At 57.4% G+C, this 18763-nt stretch carries 14 protein-coding genes; 10 read left to right on the top strand and 4 right to left on the bottom strand.

Annotation, left to right across the window (positions count from 1 at the left end):
- Positions 1-225 precede the first annotated feature (225 nt).
- From AC0969_RS14245 to AC0969_RS14225, 5 genes are read left to right on the top strand one after another with little or no spacing between them, the layout of a single operon-like run.
- On the top strand, positions 226-1605 hold the full coding sequence (locus tag AC0969_RS14245) for a TIGR03013 family XrtA/PEP-CTERM system glycosyltransferase (protein WP_479624806.1): 1380 nt from the start codon (positions 226-228) through the stop codon (positions 1603-1605).
- Between the two features lie 48 nt (positions 1606-1653).
- Positions 1654-3756, top strand: coding sequence for an XrtA/PEP-CTERM system histidine kinase PrsK (prsK, locus tag AC0969_RS14240; protein WP_479624805.1), 2103 nt, complete (start codon positions 1654-1656; stop codon positions 3754-3756).
- Complete coding sequence (prsR, locus tag AC0969_RS14235; RefSeq protein WP_479624804.1) at positions 3753-5114, top strand: PEP-CTERM-box response regulator transcription factor; 1362 nt, start codon at positions 3753-3755, stop codon at positions 5112-5114. The genes prsK and prsR overlap by 4 nt, the downstream gene beginning before the upstream one ends.
- Before the next feature lie 24 nt (positions 5115-5138).
- Complete coding sequence (prsT, locus tag AC0969_RS14230) at positions 5139-7913, top strand: XrtA/PEP-CTERM system TPR-repeat protein PrsT (protein WP_479624803.1); 2775 nt, start codon at positions 5139-5141, stop codon at positions 7911-7913.
- A gap of 17 nt (positions 7914-7930) precedes the next feature.
- Positions 7931-8725: a S1C family serine protease gene (locus tag AC0969_RS14225; protein ID WP_479624802.1), complete on the top strand. Its 795-nt coding sequence runs from the start codon at positions 7931-7933 to the stop codon at positions 8723-8725.
- 15 nt (positions 8726-8740) lie between these two features.
- On the opposite strand, the gene AC0969_RS14220 is transcribed toward AC0969_RS14225, so the two are convergent.
- The 3 genes from AC0969_RS14220 to katG all read right to left on the bottom strand — a co-directional run bounded on the left by AC0969_RS14220 (position 8741) and on the right by katG (position 12660).
- Complete coding sequence (locus tag AC0969_RS14220) at positions 8741-9736, bottom strand: AAA family ATPase (protein ID WP_479624801.1); 996 nt, start codon at positions 9734-9736, stop codon at positions 8741-8743.
- A 172-nt stretch (positions 9737-9908) separates the two neighbouring features.
- Positions 9909-10235 carry a Grx4 family monothiol glutaredoxin gene (gene grxD, locus AC0969_RS14215; RefSeq protein WP_479624800.1) on the bottom strand — a complete coding sequence of 109 codons (327 nt, stop codon included), beginning with the start codon at positions 10233-10235 and terminating at the stop codon, positions 9909-9911.
- 277 nt (positions 10236-10512) lie between these two features.
- On the bottom strand, positions 10513-12660 hold the full coding sequence (gene katG, locus AC0969_RS14210; protein WP_479624799.1) for a catalase/peroxidase HPI: 2148 nt from the start codon (positions 12658-12660) through the stop codon (positions 10513-10515).
- Between the two features lie 242 nt (positions 12661-12902).
- On the opposite strand from katG, the gene AC0969_RS14205 reads away from it, so the two are divergent.
- Genes AC0969_RS14205 through AC0969_RS14195 form a run of 3 tightly spaced genes read left to right on the top strand, consistent with a single transcriptional unit; the run spans position 12903 to position 15631 of the window.
- On the top strand, positions 12903-13307 hold the full coding sequence (locus tag AC0969_RS14205) for a group II truncated hemoglobin (protein ID WP_479624798.1): 405 nt from the start codon (positions 12903-12905) through the stop codon (positions 13305-13307).
- The gene (locus AC0969_RS14200) at positions 13307-14479 is read left to right on the top strand and encodes a rhomboid family intramembrane serine protease (RefSeq protein WP_479624797.1); all 1173 of its coding nucleotides are present in this window, start codon (positions 13307-13309) and stop codon (positions 14477-14479) included. The genes AC0969_RS14205 and AC0969_RS14200 overlap by 1 nt, the downstream gene beginning before the upstream one ends.
- 57 nt (positions 14480-14536) lie before the next feature.
- Positions 14537-15631, top strand: coding sequence for an oxidoreductase (locus AC0969_RS14195; RefSeq protein ID WP_479624796.1), 1095 nt, complete (start codon positions 14537-14539; stop codon positions 15629-15631).
- Positions 15632-15653: 22 nt separating this feature from the next.
- Here the strand turns inward: AC0969_RS14195 and AC0969_RS14190 are convergent, their stop codons facing one another.
- A complete protein-coding gene (locus AC0969_RS14190) occupies positions 15654-16352 on the bottom strand; it encodes a dioxygenase family protein (RefSeq protein ID WP_479624795.1) in 699 nt (232 codons plus the stop codon).
- 102 nt (positions 16353-16454) lie between these two features.
- On the opposite strand from AC0969_RS14190, the gene AC0969_RS14185 reads away from it, so the two are divergent.
- Both AC0969_RS14185 and AC0969_RS14180 read left to right on the top strand, forming a co-directional pair.
- Positions 16455-17264, top strand: a complete 810-nt coding sequence (locus tag AC0969_RS14185) for a DUF6502 family protein (RefSeq protein ID WP_479624794.1) — start codon at positions 16455-16457, stop codon at positions 17262-17264.
- A 20-nt stretch (positions 17265-17284) separates the two neighbouring features.
- Complete coding sequence (locus AC0969_RS14180; RefSeq protein WP_479624793.1) at positions 17285-18760, top strand: hypothetical protein; 1476 nt, start codon at positions 17285-17287, stop codon at positions 18758-18760.
- Positions 18761-18763 lie beyond the last annotated feature (3 nt).

Raw genomic sequence — 18763 nt, 5'->3', positions numbered from 1 at the left:
TCAAAAAAAGCCCATAATGCACCAGAAAAATTTATCCCACAGAGCGCTCTGTCTGCGGGCTTTCCCAATGCTGGCAAGCACGCTTTATATTCAACATATCCCGTAGATTTACCGAGATTCGATGCATTTTCTTCAAAATATGGACACTAAACTGAGCCGGTTGGAAGAGATGCTGGCAGCCCCAAGAAGGGGTCGCTGGGCTCCTACAGCAGATGGGCGGCAGGCGTGATCAAAATATTCAACCACTATCTGCACCGGCGCACGCTACAGCAGATTTTTCTGGATCTCGGACTGGTCATTCTGGCCGTCTTGGCGGTGGTGATCTGGAAGGGCGAAGAATTTACCTCGGTGGTTTCTTTGCTGGGGCATGCCAGTTTGCTGTCGTTGGGTATGCTGGTGATCAACTCGGCGCTGGGCTTTTACCAGCGTATCCATGACCGGTCGTTGAACCAATCGCGTGCGCGAGCGGCTTTGTCGTTGGTTTTGGCATTGCCCTTGACCTACGGCGTGTTTTCAATCTTCCCCCAAAGTTCTACCAGCCGCGAAACCCTGGCGATGGCTGCTATGGTCGGTTTTGCCGTGCTGATGCTGCACCGGGTGTATGTTGTTCATTCGATGCCGCAATCCATGATGCGCCACCGTGTACTGGTGTTTGGCACGGGCCCCCGTGCCGCCTTGGTGGGCAAAACGCTCAAAAATGAAGACCCCCATGTGGATGTGGTGGGTTACTACGCAAGTCCCAACGAGGCCGAGTCAGAGGTGTCGGCCTGGGGAATTTTGTCCAAGCATAAATCCTTGACCGACACCGCGTTGGAGCTAGAGGTGGATGAGATCGTGGTCGCCTTGGTCGAGCGCCGTGGGGGCAGCATGCCGCTGCGTGAACTGTTGGATTGCAAACTGCACGGCGTGCGGGTGGTCGATGTGGCGACGCATTTTGAGAAAACCAAGGGGCAGATTCGCCTGGACTCGGTGAATGCCGGGTGGCTTATTTTTGGCGATGGCTTTAGCCAAGGCGGCATGCGTACGGCCGTCAAGCGGTTATTTGATATTGTCAGTGCCGTGATGCTGATTGTGCTGAGCTTGCCCATCATGCTCATCACCATGCTGTTGGTAGTGCTAGAGAGCCGAGGGCCAATTTTTTACCGCCAAGAGCGGGTCGGTTTTAACGGCCGACTGTTCAACGTAGTGAAGTTTCGCAGCATGCGCACCGATGCAGAGAAGGATGGAACACCGCGTTGGGCATCGGCCAAGGACGATCGGATTACGCGGGTTGGCAATGTGATCCGTAAGCTGCGGGTGGATGAGTTGCCACAGCTTTTTTGCGTATTGACGGGCGATATGAGCATGGTCGGGCCCCGTCCTGAGCGGCCCTATTTTGTGGACCAATTGACACGCCAGATTCCTTACTACGCGGTGCGCCAAAGCGTGAAACCCGGTGTGACCGGATGGGCACAAGTGCGCTACCACTACGGCTCCACGCTGGAGGACTCCGCCGAAAAGCTCCAATATGACCTCTACTACGTCAAAAACCATTCGCTGTTTTTAGACATCGTTATCTTGTTCGAGACGGTAGGTGTGGTGCTCATGGCCAAGGGAGCGCGCTGACGTGCGTTGTGTGCGGGGTGCCAAGCCCCTCTATTGCACCTGTACCCGATGGACCAAGAAATTTTGACGCTAACCGCCGTGGGCTACGCCTTGGTCGGGTTGGTGTATTCCGGATTTGCGCTACGTTTGCTGTTTACGCGGTATGCGGGCGGCCCCAGAAATGGGTCTACGGCCTATTTGCTGTGTGCCGTGGTGTTCTCTGCTGTGTGGGGATGGTGCGAGCTGTTGTCCGGTAATAACACGTTGCGTGTATTGGGCAATGTGGCGGATGTGATGCGCTATGGCTGCTGGTTTGGATTCATGCTGACCCTTTGCCGCTCTAGCCGGGATGGTCGGCTACCCCCCGGGATGGGGTGGTTACCCTTGCTGGCCGTCGGGTTGGTCGGCATCGGTTTGGGGGCTCAAATTTTTCCGGTGTTGGATATTTCCGCTTTGGGCGATGCCACTTCCATCGCGCTGATGACCGCCATGGCCCTTCCCGTATTGGCATTGGTTTTGTTGGAGCAAATCTATCGGAATGTGACCGAGGATTCCCGTTGGAATGTCAAGCCATTAAGTTTGGGCTTGGCTGGGACATTTTTGTTTGACCTGTATCTGTATTCGCAGGCTGTTTTGTTTAAACGCCTGGATCTGGATGCCAGCACGATGCGTGGTGCTGTCCACGCCATGATGGTGTTCTTATTGTTGTTATCGACAACCCGCCGACAAGACTGGATTTCCAACATCCGGGTGTCCCAAAAAGCTGCCTTTCACTCCGCGACACTCTTGGTTGCCGGGGCCTATTTGGTCTTTATTTCGGCCGTGGGCTACTACGTGCGGTATTTTGGTGGGGAATGGGGCCGGGCTTTACAGGTGGGGGTGGTGTTCTCTGCTTTGATAGCACTGATGGTGCTGGCGGTGTCGGGGACATTCCGTGCGAAGTTGAGGGTTTTGGTGGGCAAGCACTTTTTTCGCTACCGCTACGACTACCGGGAAGAGTGGCTTAAATTTACCCATACGCTCTCAAGCAACAATGCCCCACAGGACATGGGGCAGCAGGTGGTGCGGGCGCTGGCCGATATGCTGGACAGTCCGGGCGGTGGTTTGTGGATGAAAAGTACGGGCGAAGACGTATTTCGCCAAACAGCGCACTGGAATATTGCCGTAACTCCCGACAAAGAAGATGCCGCTTCTCCGCTATGCCTGTTTTTGGCAAGCAGTGGTTGGGTTGTCAATTTGGAGGAGTTCCGCTCATTTTCCAAGCGCTATGGCAACCTCACGCTGCCACTCTGGCTGCAAGACATCCCCCAAGCGTGGTTGATCGTGCCGTTGACTGCCGGTGGTGAGTTGATTAGTTTTGTGGTTTTGGTGCGCGCACGCACCACGATCGATGTCAATTGGGAGGTAAACGATCTCCTGAAAACGGCAGGTCGCCAGGCCGCGAGTTATTTGGCACAGATGCGGGCCACAGAGGCCTTGCTGGAAGTTCGTAAATTTGATGCATTCAACCGGATGTCTGCCTTCGTTGTACATGATCTTAAAAACATCGTCACACAGCTTTCGTTGATGCTTAAAAACGCGAAGCGTCTGCACGCCAACCCCGAGTTTCAGCAAGATATGCTGATGACGGTAGAAAATTCGTTAGACAGAATGCGCCAGCTAATGCTTCAATTGCGAGAAGGTGCAACCCCCCCCGGCACGGCAGTGGGCGTGGACTTGGGGGCTATCGTGCAACGCATTGCCACTATGGCGTCTAAACGGGACCGGACTCTAGAGGTCACACTCACCGACCGAGTTGTCACGCGGGGCCACGAGGAGCGCCTTGAGCGGATCATCGGGCACATTGTGCAAAATGCATTTGATGCGACAGAGACAACAGGGCGCGTATGGTTGACCCTGGACCGATCCAATGGACAAGCCCGCGTAGAAATCGGCGACACCGGTCAGGGTATGTCTGAAGAGTTTGTCCAGGAACGCTTGTTCAAGCCGTTCCAGACAACCAAACAGGCGGGTATGGGCATAGGCGCCTATGAGAGCTTTCAGTATGTGCAGGAATTAGGAGGCAAAATTTTGGTGAATAGTGCGCTAAATCAAGGAACGCTGGTGACGCTTTTATTGCCTTTGTTTGAAGTCCATAAGGACTCTGATCTGCACATATCGGGTGCGCCATGAGTGCAGATACTGCACGTTCACTTTTGATAGTGGAAGACGATTTGGCTCTGCAAAAGCAAATCAAATGGTCTGTCGATAAGTTTGATTCGGTAACCGCCCATGACCGCGACAGTGCCTTGGTGCAATTGCGCCGCCACAGCCCGGCTGTTGTCACTATGGATCTGGGCCTGCCACCTGACGCTGACGGTGTTTCCGAAGGCTTCCTGTTGCTTGAGCAAATTCTCACGGTAGAGCCAGACACCAAGGTGATTGTGTTGACTGGTCAAAACGACCAGGCCAATGCCTTGCGTGCGGTTGCATTGGGTGCCTACGACTTTTTTGCTAAGCCATTTGAACCGGATCTACTGAATCTGACGATCGAGCGGGCGTTCAGGATGTTCGAGCTTCAAAAGGAGAACCGACGCCTACAGTCCATGTACCAACCGGATGCATTGACCGGCCTGATTACCCGCGATCCAGAGATGCTGCGGGTGTGCAGAACGATTGAAAAAGTCGCCAACACCACCGCAACCGTCATGCTATTGGGCGAGAGCGGTACGGGCAAAGAGGTTTTAGCGCGCGGTTTGCACCAAGCATCGCCGCGTAAAAATGAAAAATTTGTGGCGATCAATTGCGCCGCTATTCCTGAAAACCTGCTGGAAAGCGAGCTGTTTGGATATGAAAAAGGCGCATTCACCGGAGCCGCTAAAACAACGCTAGGAAAGATCGAATTGGCCAACGGCGGCACCTTGATGCTCGACGAAATTGGCGATTTGCCCTTTTCGCTGCAAGCCAAATTGCTGCGTTTTATCCAGGAGCGCACGATCGAGCGTGTCGGCGGGCGCCAAGAAATCCCGGTAGATGTGCGCATTGTGTGTGCGACCCACCAGGATTTAAAAGCACTCAGTAAAGAAAGTCGTTTTCGCGAAGACTTGTACTACCGCTTGGCTGAAATTGTTATCAATATTCCGCCTCTACGCGCCAGAAAAGGGGATGCTGCATTATTGGCTTTTGCATTTGTTCGGCGCTTTGCGCGTGAGCAAAACAGAGGTTCATTGAACCTCAGTGAAGAAAGTGTGCGCTTGATTGAGCAGCACAATTGGCCAGGCAATATCCGAGAACTTGAAAACTGTATCAAGCGGGCCGTAATTATGTCTGACAGCAATAAAATTTTGCCAGAAGACGTAGGTTTGGAATCAGCGGCTTCAGAAATGTCGGATAAATCACTGGACTTGAGAGCCGTTCGAGACAATGCCGAAAGAGGGGCGATTGTTGCGGCCCTCGGGCGGGTGAATGGCAATATCGTTAAAGCAGCGGAGTTGCTGGGGGTGAGCCGTCCTACCCTGTACGACTTGATGCACCGCCTTGGTTTAAAGTAATAAATTTTTATTTGAATGAATTAAATGAAGAAATATATTTTTTCACGCACGCTTGTGTCTGCATTGGTTCTGGCTATGCTGGTTTCTGCTTGCGGCGATGAAAGCCCGGATGTATTAATGGCATCGGCAAAAACCAGTCTTGCTAAAAATGATGCCAAAACAGCCATAATTCAAATTAAAAATGCGCTGCAAATAAATCCAGATTTGGCTGAGGCTAGATTCTTGCTCGGAACGACACTTTTAACTGCTGGAAATCCGGCTGCGGCAGAGATCGAGTTGGAGAAGGCGCGTAGACTAAAGTATTCAGATGATTTGATTGTTCCACAAATAGCTAAATCATTACTCATGTCGGGTAAGTTTAAAAAATTAACAGATGATTTTTCTGGGACGGTTTTGCCATCTGCTGATTCGATGGTTAGTTTGAATATTTCGCTGAGCAAGGCCTATGCGATCCAAGGCAAGGCCGATTTGGCCCAAAAAACATTAGAGTCGGCGCTCTCGGTGGAGCCTGGAAATGCAGATGCTCTGATTGTTAAAGCTCGTTATTCAGCCGCAAAAAGAAATTTTGCAGATGCATTTGCGGTGGTGGATTCGGTCATTGCCAAAAATGGAGGGGATGCGGAGGCATTTAAGCTGAAGGGCGATATTCTATATTTTTGGAAAAATGATATAGAGGGCGCACTGGAGCAATATAGAAAGTCGGTGAGTGTTAAGCCAGACTACATTCAAGGGCATGCTGCAATATTGACGCTGCTCATGCAAAATGGAAAGCTGGATGATGCGGGGAAGCAACTTGAGTTATTAAAGAAAAGTGCCGAAAAAAGCCCGCAAACTAAATATTTTGAAACCCAGTTGGCCTATTTGAAGAAAGATTTTGTTGGAGCAAAGGCTTCATTGCAGCAGCTATTAAAAGTTGTGCCAGATGATGCCTTGGTTTTGCAAATTGCCGGCGGGATAGAGTACCAATTAAATTCATTGGTGCAGGCTGAGGTTTATTTAAATAAGGCGATTGCTGCTGCCCCCAATTTGCCACTGGCCCGTAGATTGTTGATTTTGACGCACTTGAAGATGGGGCAGCCTGCCAAAGCTTTGGCGGTATTGACTCCGGCATTGTTGCAAGAACCGGTGGATACCGCTTTGTATTCGATTGCAGGCGAAGTTTTTGTACAAAATGGCGACTTTAAAAAAGCAGCTGAATATTTTGAAAAATCGACAAAACTAGACCCCAAAGACGGTAGAAAACGTACTTCACTAGCTTTGTTGCACATGATGGGCGGCCAAGCCAACTCTGCTTTCAACGAGTTGGAAGACATCGCTTCTACGGATAAGGGAACATCTGCCGATTTGGCATTGATTAGTGCCCGCCTGCGCAGACAAGAGTTCTCTCAGGCGTTGAAGGCAATCAATGTAATGGAGAAGAAGGAGCCAAGTAATCCGTTGGCGGCTAATTTGCGGGGGAAAATTCAGGTCATTCAAAAAGATTTTTCAGCAGCCCGCAAGAGTTTTGATGCTTCATTGGCTTTGAATCCCTTGTATTTTCCTGCCATTGTGAGTTTGGCTGAATTGAATGTTTTTGAGAAAAAGCCAGAAGAAGCCAAAAAGTTATTTGAAGGCGTCTTGGCAAAAGATCCCAAAAGTAGCCAGGCCTTGTTGGGTTTGGCCGGATTGAAGGCCGGTACGGGTGGTAAAAAAGAAGAGGTTGCCGAATTGATTAATAAGGCAATCACGGCAAATCCAGAAGAAGTTGGGCCAAGAATTGTATTGGTTAATTTCTATTTTAGAAATAAAGACAATAAGGCTGCTTTTACTGCTGCACAAAATGCAGCTACGGCCCTACCGAATAGCCTAGAGGTGCTTGATGCTTTAGGGCGTGCGCAAGAGGCTATCGGTGAGACCAATCAGGCGGTATCCACTTATACCAAGTTGGCAAGTTTGCAGTCATTATCAACTCAGCCGCTGATGCGTCTTTCGGAGATAAATGTCAATGCTAAAAATCTGGATGCCGCAGTTCAAAATTTGAACAAAGTTTTGGCATTAAAGGCTGATTTCTTGCCTGCGCAGCGCGGTTTGATATTTTTGGATGTAGCGGCTGAAAGATACCAGAGTGCAATTTCTACCGCACGGCTCATGCAACGGCAACGTCCAAAAGATGTCACCGGATATGTACTGGAAGGGGACATCAATATGGCACAAAAGAAGTGGGATGATGCACTGACTGCTTATCGCCTTGGATTGAAAGAAACTACTTCACTAGAGCCATCTGTCAAAGTGCACATGGCGTTTGTTGCCTCCGGTAATAAGGCGGATGCAGATAAATACACCGCCAGTTGGCTGAAGGACCACCCCAAGGATGTGAAATTCATGTCGTATATGGCTGACATGTCGCTTGCGAAAAAAGATTTCGTGGGTGCAGAGAAGCTTTATTTGAATATATTGCAGATCGTTCCCGAGAATGCGATTGCCTACAATAATTTGGCTTGGGTGGCGGGTCAACTTAAGAAGAGTTCCGCGCTTGGCTATGCGGAGAAAGCGAATGCCTTGGCTCCGAATCAGCCTGCATTTATGGACACGCTGGCTATGCTTCTGGCCGATAAGAGTGATTACGCGAAGGCGATTGAATTGCAAAATAAAGCAATTGTTTTGCAGCCTGAAAACAATATATTTAAATTAAATCTTGCAAAAATTTATATAAAGTATGGAGATAAAAAGCAAGCCCAAGTTTTATTGGGTGAGTTGTCAAAACTTGGCAATAAATTTACCGAACATGCTGAGGTTGAAGCGGTGATGAAGACGCTTTGAAGCCATAAGGGGGATTTATGCGTAAAAATGCATCCAGAATTGGCGTTTATTTGTTATTTTCCAAATTTTGGATGCTTGTTTTTTTAGGTATAAATTCTGCGCATGCGGATATTGTTCAAGCTATCTCCAAGGTGAAACCATCTATTATTATGGTGGGCTATTACAAGCCGAATAATAGCCCTCGATTTACCTTGCGGGGCACTGGATTTGTACTGGCAACGGGCAATTGGGGGCTCACCAATGCCCATGTTTTGTTCGCGCCTTCTGAAGATGGTGTGGGTGCGACTTTGACGGTGCAAGTGCGTAGCGCAAATGGCGAGTGGCAGATGCGCGCCGCCACGGTACTGGAGGTGGATCGCCTGCATGACCTGGCTTTGTTGCGGTTTGAGGGGCCACCAGTGCCCACCCTGTCTTTGCGTGACTCGAATACCGTGCGCGAGGGGCAGTTGGCGGCCTTCATGGGGTTTCCGATTGGCGGGGCACTGGGTTTTTCGCCGGTCACGCACCGGGCGATGGTCTCCGCCATTACGGCGATAGTATTGCCCGCAGCGAGCGGGCAACAACTGACTGAGCGGTCGATCCGCAGCATCCGCGATGGCAGTTTCGACATTTTTCAACTGGATGGCACTGCTTACCCAGGTAACAGCGGCGGGCCGTTGTTTGATGCCGATACTGGCGAGGTGCTGGGTATCATCAACATGGTGTTTGTAAAAAGCACCAAAGAGTCGGCTATCAGCCAACCCTCTGGCATTACTTATGCCATTCCCGCCAACTTTGTGCAGCAGCTTTTGCAACGCCAAAAGACCAACTGAAGCGTTAGCCTAGGTTTATTGGATAAACCCCATGCGGCCTTTGTGCGGCTGGGCTCGGGGGAGATCTTCAATCCGTACGGTGTCGCGGCCATCCAACCGGGCGTTACCAAAGCCCGTCATTAACGCCCTGCGCATTTCACGGGGTGCCAGCTCCGACAGGGACTCTTGCAGATCCGCATGCGGCTCAGGGTCAAAGCGTTCGCCCCAGCCATGTTCAGTGCGGATGGACTGGTACAGGTTGCGGGCAATTTGTCGCGCCGCTTCGGGGGTGGGAGGCTCGATTTCAAACACGTTCATTCGGTTCAGAATGGGCTCGGGGATGCCGCGTGGGTCGTTGGCCGTGGTGATCCAGATGACTTGGCTGGCATCAATGGCGACCTCCGCGAATTCGTCCATGAAGTTCTGGGCCGTGTCGTGCTCCAGCAGGCTGTAGAGCGCACCCAGCGGGTCGTATTGGGCATCGGCGCTGGCTTTGTCGATCTCATCCACCACGATCACCGGGTTGGCGTATTCGCCGTCTATCAGCGCTTCAAACACCTTGCCGGGCTTGGCTCCTTTCCATTGCGAGGATGAGCCTGACAGCAGCCAACCGGCGGTCATTGAGCTCATGGGCACCAGGCTCATGCCCGTACCCAGCAGATCGGCCAGTTTCTTGGCAAAGTGGGTTTTGCCGATGCCGGGCAATCCGAGCAGCAGGATGGGTGTGACTTCCAGGCCGTCGCGGCTGTCCTGGCTCAGGGCGACGTGGCGTTTCACATCGTCTAGCACTTCGGTGAAGTTGGGCAGGGTTTGGTACAGAGCTGCCATCTCGGGGATGCCCGAGGGTTTGACTTGGAAGCGGTCGGGACCGCGTTCCAGCATCCGCTCGTAGGTGCTGCGTAGATTCTCGTGTTCCCGGCTGGGCAGTTTGGCGAGTTTGCGCTCGACATCGTGCGGCAGGAACACACTGCGCACGTTGGCCACGGGCAGTTGGAACGAGGATGCGTGAGGAACAAGGCTGCGGGATTCCATCGTTTACTCCTAGTTACATACACGGCTTCATTTCAGCATAAGCCGTGTCAGCGTACTAGAGAGCGTGGTGTGGAATAGTGCCGTTAACGCCGCCTATTTACAGGCTGTGGATCTTGCGCCACAGCCGTCCACTGGGTGCGCCGTGGGTACAAACATGCCGCTTAACGTGAAGTTAGGCGGGAGTGGCGCCCAGCATTTGGTGCAGTTCACCGGATTCGTACATTTCCATCATGATGTCCGAGCCGCCTACAAATTCACCCTTGATGTAGAGCTGTGGAATGGTGGGCCACTGGCTGTATTCCTTGATGCCTTGGCGGACTTCGTCGTCTTCCAGTACGTTGACGGTCTGGATCGTCTTGGTGTCCACGCCGCAGGCTTTGAGCAGCTGGATCGCTCGGCCGGAGAAGCCGCACTGGGGAAAGCTGGCATTGCCTTTCATAAACAGCACGACATTGTTAGATTTGACCAGTGCATCAATGCGTTGTTGTGTATCGCTCATGGGGAGGTTCCTTGAAAATCAAACCCCTATTATTTCACTTAGCGGGCCACGACATGGGGTGCGTGACAGGGTGTCCCCGTTTGCGCCGGGGCGCGGGGAGGCATAGGGCTATTTTTTGCATGGACGTACACCCCCGCTCCACCCGGTGGGCGGAGCGGGGGCGATGGCGTCAGATCGGTTCAGCCCGCATGCCATTGCGCCAGGTGGGACAGCAGAATCACCAGGCCCGAGCCGTTGATCAACAGGCCTGCAGTGGTTTTTAGTTCTTTCATGGCTATCACTCCAGATCGAAGCGGTCCAGCTGCATCACCTTGGTCCAGGCGGCGACAAAGTCTGCAACGAACTTATGCTGCCCGTCCGCGCTGGCATACACCTCGGCATAGGCGCGCAGCACCGCGTTGGAGCCGAAGACCAGATCGGCACGGGTGCCGGTGTAATGCACCGCACCGCTTTGGCGGTTACGGCCTTCAAACACTTCACCCTCGCCGTCCACGGCTTTCCATTCGGTGCCCATGTCCAGCAAATTTACGAAGAAGACGTTGCTGAGCACGCCCACCTGGTCGCTGAACACGCCATGCGCGCTGCCGTCGGCATTGGCACCCAGTACGCGCAGGCCGCCGACCAGCGCGGTTAGTTCCGGCGCGGTCAGGGTCAGCAATTGGGCCTTGTCGATCAACAAGGCTTCGGTAGCTGCACCGATGGGACCTTTTTTGTAATTGCGGAAACCATCGGCCAGCGGCTCCAGCGCGGCGAAGGACTCGGCATCGGTCTGGTCTTGTGTCGCGTCAACCCGGCCCGGTGCGAACGGCACCTCTACGGCCACACCCGCCGCCTTGGCCGCTTGCTCTACGCCCACGTTGCCCGCCAGCACGATCACGTCGGCCAGCGAGGCCTTACCCGATGCCTGCTGGATCGCCACCAGCGTGGGCAGTACCTGCACGGCGATGCGGTTGACTTCCCAGTCTTTCTGCGGCGCCAGGGCCAGTCGCGCACCATTGGCACCGCCGCGCTTGTCGCCGCCCCGGAAGGTGGAGGCCGAAGCCCAGGCCACCGACACCAGCTGACTGATCGATAGGCCCGAGGCCAAGATTTTCGACTTGAGTTCGGTAATGTCCGCCGCCGTGGGGTGGTGGATGGCCGCTGGCAGCGGGTCTTGCCAGATCAGGTCAACAGCAGGCACTTCGGGGCCGAGGTAGCGCGCCTTCGGGCCCATGTCGCGGTGGGTCAGCTTGAACCAGGCGCGGGCAAAGGCTTCGGCAAAGGCCTGTGGGTCTTCGTGGAAGCGCTTGGATATCTTGCCGAACTCCGGGTCAAAGCGCATCGTCAGGTCGGTGGTCATCATGGTGGGCTTGTGGAACAAGCCCGGCACATGCGCGTCTGGGATGATGTCCGGCGCGTTGGTGGCCACCCACTGCTTGGCACCGGCGGGCGAATGGGTCATTTCCCACTCGAACTTGAACAGGTTCTCGAAGTAGTTGTTGCTCCACTGGGCCGGGGTGGTGGTCCAGGTAACTTCCAGGCCGCTGGATACGGTGTCTTTGCCGTTGCCGCTGCCAAAGTTGCTTTTCCAGCCCAGGCCTTGCGCTTCAATGCCGGCGCCTTCAGGCTCTGGACCCTTGTGCGATTCGGGGGCCGCACCATGGGACTTGCCGAAGGTGTGGCCACCGGCAATCAGGGCGACTATTTCCTCGTCGTCCATCGCCATACGGTAGAAGGTGGTGCGGATGTCCTTGGCTGCGGCTAGGTAGTCGCCGCTGGCGTTCGGGCCTTCGGGGTTCACGTAGATCAGGCCCATGTGGGTGGCGGCCAGGTTGCTGTCTAGCTCGCGGTCACCGCTGAAGCGCTTGTCGGTGGCCAACCAGGTGGTTTCGCTGCCAAAGTTCACGTCCATGTCGGGCTCCCACACGTCCGCGCGGCCACCGGCAAAGCCGAAGGTGCGGAAACCCATAGATTCCAGCGCCACATTGCCAGTAAGGATGAACAGGTCGGCCCAGGAAATGCTTTGGCCGTACTTTTGTTTGATGGGCCAGAGCAGGCGGCGCGACTTGTCGATGTTGACGTTGTCGGGCCAAGAGTTCAGCGGTGCAAAGCGCTGCTGGCCACGCCCGCCACCGCCACGCCCGTCTTGGGTGCGGTAGGTGCCTGCGCTGTGCCAGGCCATGCGGACGAACTGCGGGCCGTAGTGGCCGAAGTCGGCCGGCCACCAGTCCTGGCTGGTGGTCATCAGCTTGACCAGGTCCGCCTTGAGGGCTTTGTAATCCAGCTTTTTGAACTCTTCGGCGTAATTGAACTTTTCGCCCAACGGGTGGGATTTGTTTGCGTGCTGGTTCAGCAGATCTACCCGCAGTTGTTTGGGCCACCAATCCTTGTTGGTCGTACCGCCGCCTGCGGCATGGTGGAAGGGGCATTTTGCTTCGGTGGTCATGGGGAGCTCCTTGGTGTTGTAGGGTGGCTGGATTGACTATTACATCGTGCCGCAGAGGTCAGGTGAAAATATGTTTCTACCTACCTCTGTGCAAATCTCCGACACGATGCAGCATGGTAATTAATTACTATGGAAATCAGAATTCAATAAAATTTATGCATCGCATAGGCTTTTTCAAAGATGCACCCGGGCATGCGGCCCAAACGCCTATGCAACTATCTTCTAAATCTCCCTTTTCCTCTATGCAAATTCAAGAAAAATCCCCTGCTGCCACCCCGTTTGAATGGATCGGCGGCGCAGCCCCGGTACAGGCGCTGGTAGACCGCTTCTATGACCTGATGGACCTGGAGCCCGGCTATGCCGCCCTGCGCGCTGCCCACGGCCCCGAGCTGGAGAACGCCCGGCATCGCCTGTTTTTATTCCTGTGCGGCTGGTTGGGCGGACCGCAGACCTACACCGAGCAGTTTGGCCACCCGCGCCTGCGGGCCCGGCACATGCCGTTCAAGATCGGCATTCTGGAGCGCGACCAGTGGCTGGCCTGCATGGACCAGGCGATGGGCGAAACAGGGGTAGACGCGGCCCTGCGCGCCCGGCTGCGCGACAGCTTTTTCCAGACTGCCGACTGGATGCGCAACCAAGGGGTGTGATGGCCAACCGTGATCCAGGCCAATCCTCCCTGTTTGAAGAGGCGCAGTTCCACGACCGGCTGCACGCCCTGGCACCGCACACCTGGGTGACCTACGGGCTGATTGCGCTCAACCTGGCGGTGTGGGGGCTGATGGTGGCGCAGGGTGTGGATGCGTTTGCGCCGCGTGCTGAAGCGCTGTGGCACTGGGGCGGCAATACCGCATCCGAGGTGCAGCGCGGCCAGGTATGGCGGCTGCTGACGGCCATTTTTTTGCACGGCGGCATGCTGCACCTGGCAACGAACATGCTGGGCCTGTGGGCCATCGGGCAAACCGCCGAGCGCATCTACGGCCACCGGCTGTATGGGGGCGTGTACTTGGGGGCAGGGCTGGCGGCCAGCGCCTTCAGCCTGCATTTTTCGGCCCAAAAAGCCATCTCTGTCGGAGCCTCGGGGGCGGTGTTTGGGCTGGCCGGGGTGGTGTTGGTGGCGGTGTTGCGGCACCGCGCCAGACTGCCCCGCTTGTATGGCCGACAAATGCTGCGCAGCCTGGGATTTTTTCTGCTGTATTCGCTGGTGCAAGGCTTCTTACAAACCGGGATAGACAACGCGGCCCACATCGGCGGGTTGCTTGCCGGGGCGTTGCTGGGCGGCTTTTTGCCGGTGCGGCCAGAGCTGTTGCGGACCCCGCCCCCGGTGCACGGGCGGGCGATAGTGGCCGCAGCGGCGGTCGCTGTGCTGGTGGGCGGACTGGTGCTGCTGGCCCCCCCTGCGGCGGTGGATTTTCAACGCGGGTACGCGGGGGCGGCGGCTTTCGATACCGGCCTGCGCAGCTTCCATGCGGCCATGCAGGGGCTGGGCCAGGAGTCGCAACTGCGGCGGGCTGGTCAGCTCACCGCGCAGCAAGCGGACGCGCGCCGCCGCAGCCTGCACGCCCCGGCATTCCGCCAAGCGCAGGCCGAGCTGGCCGCTGCCTGGTTGCCGCCCGGCGACCCGCGCACCGCACTGTTGAAAGAGGTGCGCCAACTCAGCGCCTGGATGGTCGAATTGCAGGCCATGGAATGGGCCACGCCGCCCGGCAGCAGCCAGCCCCAGCCTGTCGATCCGGCCCGCATGGCGGTGTTGCAGGCGGCGGTACAAAGCTCGGCCCGGCGTTGGGCGGGGCTGACGGCCCAGGCCGGGCGCAACCGTTAATGTGTATGGTGCGGTACGCTGCCCCCCACTCTTTTTCTACCCTGTGAATTCCATACCATGACACCCCTCACCCTGACCCCGCTCACTGCCCCCATCCGCGTCGCCGTCATTGGCTATGGTCTGGCCGGGCGTGTCTTCCATGCGCCGCTGATTGCCGGTGTGCCCGGCCTGGAGCTGGCCTGCATCTGCTCCAGCAAACCCGAGGCGGTGCATGCCGACTGGCCAGATGTGCGCGTGGTGCCCACTCCCGAGGCCGCGTTTGCCGACCCCACGATCGACCTGGTGGTAATAGCCACCAGCAACGCCAGCCACCACCCGCTGGCCCGCGCTGCGCTGCTGGCGGGCAAGCACGTGGTGGTGGACAAACCCTGCACCGTGACCCTGGCCGAGACCGAAGATTTGCTGGCCGTAGCCAAGCAGCAAAACCGGGTGCTCACCGTCTACCAAAATCGCCGTTTCGATGGCGACTTTTTCCTGCTGCAACAGGTGCTGGCCAGCGGACAGCTGGGGCGCATCACGCATTTCGAATCCCACTTTGACCGCTTCCGCCACGTCATTCCTGGCCGCTGGCGCGAGCAGGATATTCCTGGCTCCGACCTGTGGATGGACCTGGGCGCGCATCTGGTAGACCAGGCCGTGCAACTCTTCGGCGTGCCCGACGACCTGCAGCTCGACGTAGCCCGCCAGCGCGAAGGCACGCAAACCAACGACTACTTCCACGCGCAGCTGCGCTACCCCTCTACCCACCCCGGCCTGCGCGTGGTGCTGCACGCCAGCTCCTGCGTGGCCGCCAGCGGGCCGCGCTTTGTGTTGCACGGCACCGGCGGCTCGTTCACTAAGTTTGGTCTGGATACGCAAGAGGACACGCTGAAAGCCGGAGCCCGCCCACAGCTAGGTGCCCTGGATGGCTGGGGCACAGACCCGCTGCCAGGTGCGTTGGCGTTAGCGGCAGACGGCATGCTGAACACCACCGTGCCCAGCGTGCCGGGCAACTATTTGCAGTACTACGCCGGGCTGCGCGATTACCTGTGCGGCCAGACGGCTGCCGCACCGGTCACCCCGCAGCAGGTGCAACAGGTTATGGCGATGCTGGAGCGCGGCGCGCAGAGCGCGGTCCAGGGGCGGTTTGTGGCGACGGCAGATCTGCGCTGATCTGGGGCCGTTTCAGCCTGCTTCAGCGGTGTGCGCTGGTAATGCCGATCACGCTGCTGGCGCGGTAACCGGTGTGGACATCGCCGCCGATGGTCAGCATCTGGCTGCGCCCGTCGGCCGCGCCCATCGGGTCGGTTGCTGCACTGTGCAGCGCCGGGCGGTACAGCGTGGGGTGGCTACAGGCGGCAATGCTCACCGTGTGCGGAAAACACAGCTGCCCACTGGCCGTACACACCGTGCGCGATGACGGCACGTTGCTGGGCAGCGTTATTTGCACATAGATGCGTGCCCGTTGCATGGAATAGCTGCCGGGCAAGATGGTTTTAAACGCCACGCAGCCCGCATGGTCGGTGTACTGCACGCCGTGCAAAAAAGTTTCGCCCGCCTCGGCATCTGCATAGATGCCCTGGGCATCGCAATGCCAGATGCTCACCTCGGCTCCGCTGAGGGCCACGCACTGGTTGTCGTAGTCCACCAGCTGCAATGCCACGGTGAGCGGAATCCCCGCATGCCCCTCGGTGATGTCGCAGCGCTGGAGGGCTGCGGCAGTGAGCAAAGCATGCAGCCCAAATGGCCCGGCGGTTTCGGTGGTGCCCAGTACATACATACCGTTTGGCAGCGGGGCCGGGGCCATGCCGCCGTCCGAGGCGGATTCTGGGCCGCCCCAGCCGCCGGAGGCCGGGGTGTGGAATATGCGGCTACCGAATACGGTGGGTGTCATGGATGTCCTGAAAAGTGGTTCGGTTTGCGCGGTGGTTTGATTTTATGGGAATATTTCCCATTTATTATGGATGTGGGAAATATTCCCACCTAGAATGGCGGCATGGACGCTCCCACGCCTTCTCCCGGCCAGCCTGTATTGACCCAGGTGCTGGCCATGCTCCAGCCGCTGGTGGTGTGGCTGCTGCGTTCGGGCGTGGGCTATACCGAATTGACGGCCGCCTTGAAGCCGGTGTTTCTGGAAGCTGCACGCACCGAACTCACCCGTATTGGCGGCAAGCAAACCGATTCGGCCGTCAGCCTGCTGTCGGGCGTGCACCGCAAAGACGTGCGGGCTTCGGGCCAGACCGCGCGGGCCGTCGATGTGCGGGCCCAACTGGGCAAGCCCACCTCCGCCAGCCAGGTCATGACGCGCTGGCTGGCCTCTGATCTGCCCGACACGCTGCCGTTCAGCGGTGCCACCCCTTCGTTTGAAGCCCTGGCCCGCTCCGTCTCCAAAGACATGCACCCCCGCGCTTTGCTGCTGGAGCTGGTGCGTCTGGGCGTGGTGGAGGAGGAGGCCGAGCAGGTCCGCCTGTGCCGCCAGGCGTTTGTGCCCAAGCCCGCACTGGAAGAGTCGCGCCGCCTGCTGGCAGGCAGCGTGGCCGACCACATCGAAGCCGGGGTCCACAACCTCAGCGCGGGCGATGGCAAAACTTTTTTAGAGCAAAGCGTGTTTGCCGACGGGCTGACCCCCGCATCGGCCCAACAGCTGGAACAACTGGCCAACAGCCTGTGGCGCGACGTGCTGGCCAGCATGGTCAAAGCCGCCGTGCCGCTGTGCGAACAAGACGAGCCCGCCGGTGGCGACCAGCGCATCCGTCTGGGCATGTTTTGCCTGACCGCCCCTATGGACAGCAGCCAGCAAAAATAAACGGAGTGAGATGTTTCACGATGGCTAAAAAAATCCCCTCTTTGCAATGCCATTACGGCTGGTTTCGTGCCATCGGCATGGGCTTGGCGATGCTGGTGTTTGCCTTGCTGCTGGATGCCTGCGGCGGCGGCACCAGCGTTGCGGGCGTGGGCAGCGGCGGCACGGGCACCGCCAGCGGCACCGTCAGCGGCTTTGGCAGCGTAATTGTGGATGGGGTGGAATACGCCGACACCAGCGCCACCGTGCAGCGGCGCGATAGCAACGGCGTGCTGCAAAACAGCGCGGCGCAGCTCGGCCAGCGGGTGCAGTTGGTGTACGCCGACAGCAACACCGCCCAGTCTATTGAAGTGGTGTCGCAGCTGGTCGGCCAGGTCACGCAGGTACCCGACAGCAATGGCTGGATGCAGGTGCTGGGCCAGTGGGTACGGGTGGTCAACACCACGGCCGATGCCACCCGCAGCGACCCCACCGTGCTGGCGGGCTACAGCCGCACCAGCGCGGTGGCCTTGGCCGATGCGGTAGAGGTATTTGGTGCCTGGGTGTGGGACAACAGTAAGTTGACCCATGTGCTGGTGGCCACCCGCATAGAAAAACTCGCGGCACTGCCCGACCTGGTGCAACTGGGCGGCGTGGTGCAAGGGCTGTCCAGCAGTGGCTTTCGGTTGAACGCCAGCACCGGCACGCTGGTGCAGTCCACGGCGCTGCCATCGGGCATCGACAACGGCCAGGTAGTGCAGGTCTGGGCCACGCCGGTGGCCGCCACCGCCACGCTGGTGCTGGCCAGCCGGGTGCTGCGCTCCGAGGCCAGCGTGGCCGATCTGGCCCCCCAGCAATCGCTGCGTTTGGCCGGTCTGGCCACCCAATTTGATGCCACCGCCCGCACGCTGGTGGTGCAGGGCACGCTGGTGCAATTGGCCGCTGACGTGGTGGTAGACACCGCCGCCCTGGCGCGCGGCGAATTCGTCAGCCTGCAAGTGCAGCGTGTGGACGAAGTGCTGGTGGCCAGCTCTGCCAGCGTGCGCAGCGGCTCGGCAGACAACTACGACCTGGGCCGAACCAATGTGCTGATGGGCGTGACCAGCGGCATCGACTGGAACGCCAGCAGCGTGCTGTTTAATTTGCGTGGCGTGGCGGTGCAAGCCGCGGCCGCCGTGATCGACAGCAGTTGCCTGGGCGTGCCACTGGCCGCCGATGTGTCGGTGCGGGTCGAAGGCGGCGTGCAAGCGCCGGGCCAGCCGGTCACGGCCACCCGGGTGGGCTGCAACCTGAGTGTGGGCAGCAACGAAGTGGTGCAGCGCCAAGGCCTGGTGGTCAGCGTGCAAAACAGCACCCGCAGCCTGCTTTTGCGCACGGCCCAAGGCGACACCACCGCCACCTGGAGCAGCAACACGTTTTTCGCCCAAAGCTCCGACACGCTGGTTGGCAGCCAGGTGCAGGCAGAAGGCCTGCTGAGCGGCGGCACCCTGCAATTGCGCTCAGTGCGCTTGGTGCCCTGATTT

Source organism: Rhodoferax sp. LB1P47 (assembly GCF_056521445.1).
The sequence above is the reverse complement of the archived record's forward strand: the minus strand, read 5'-3'. Positions and strand labels throughout refer to the sequence as shown.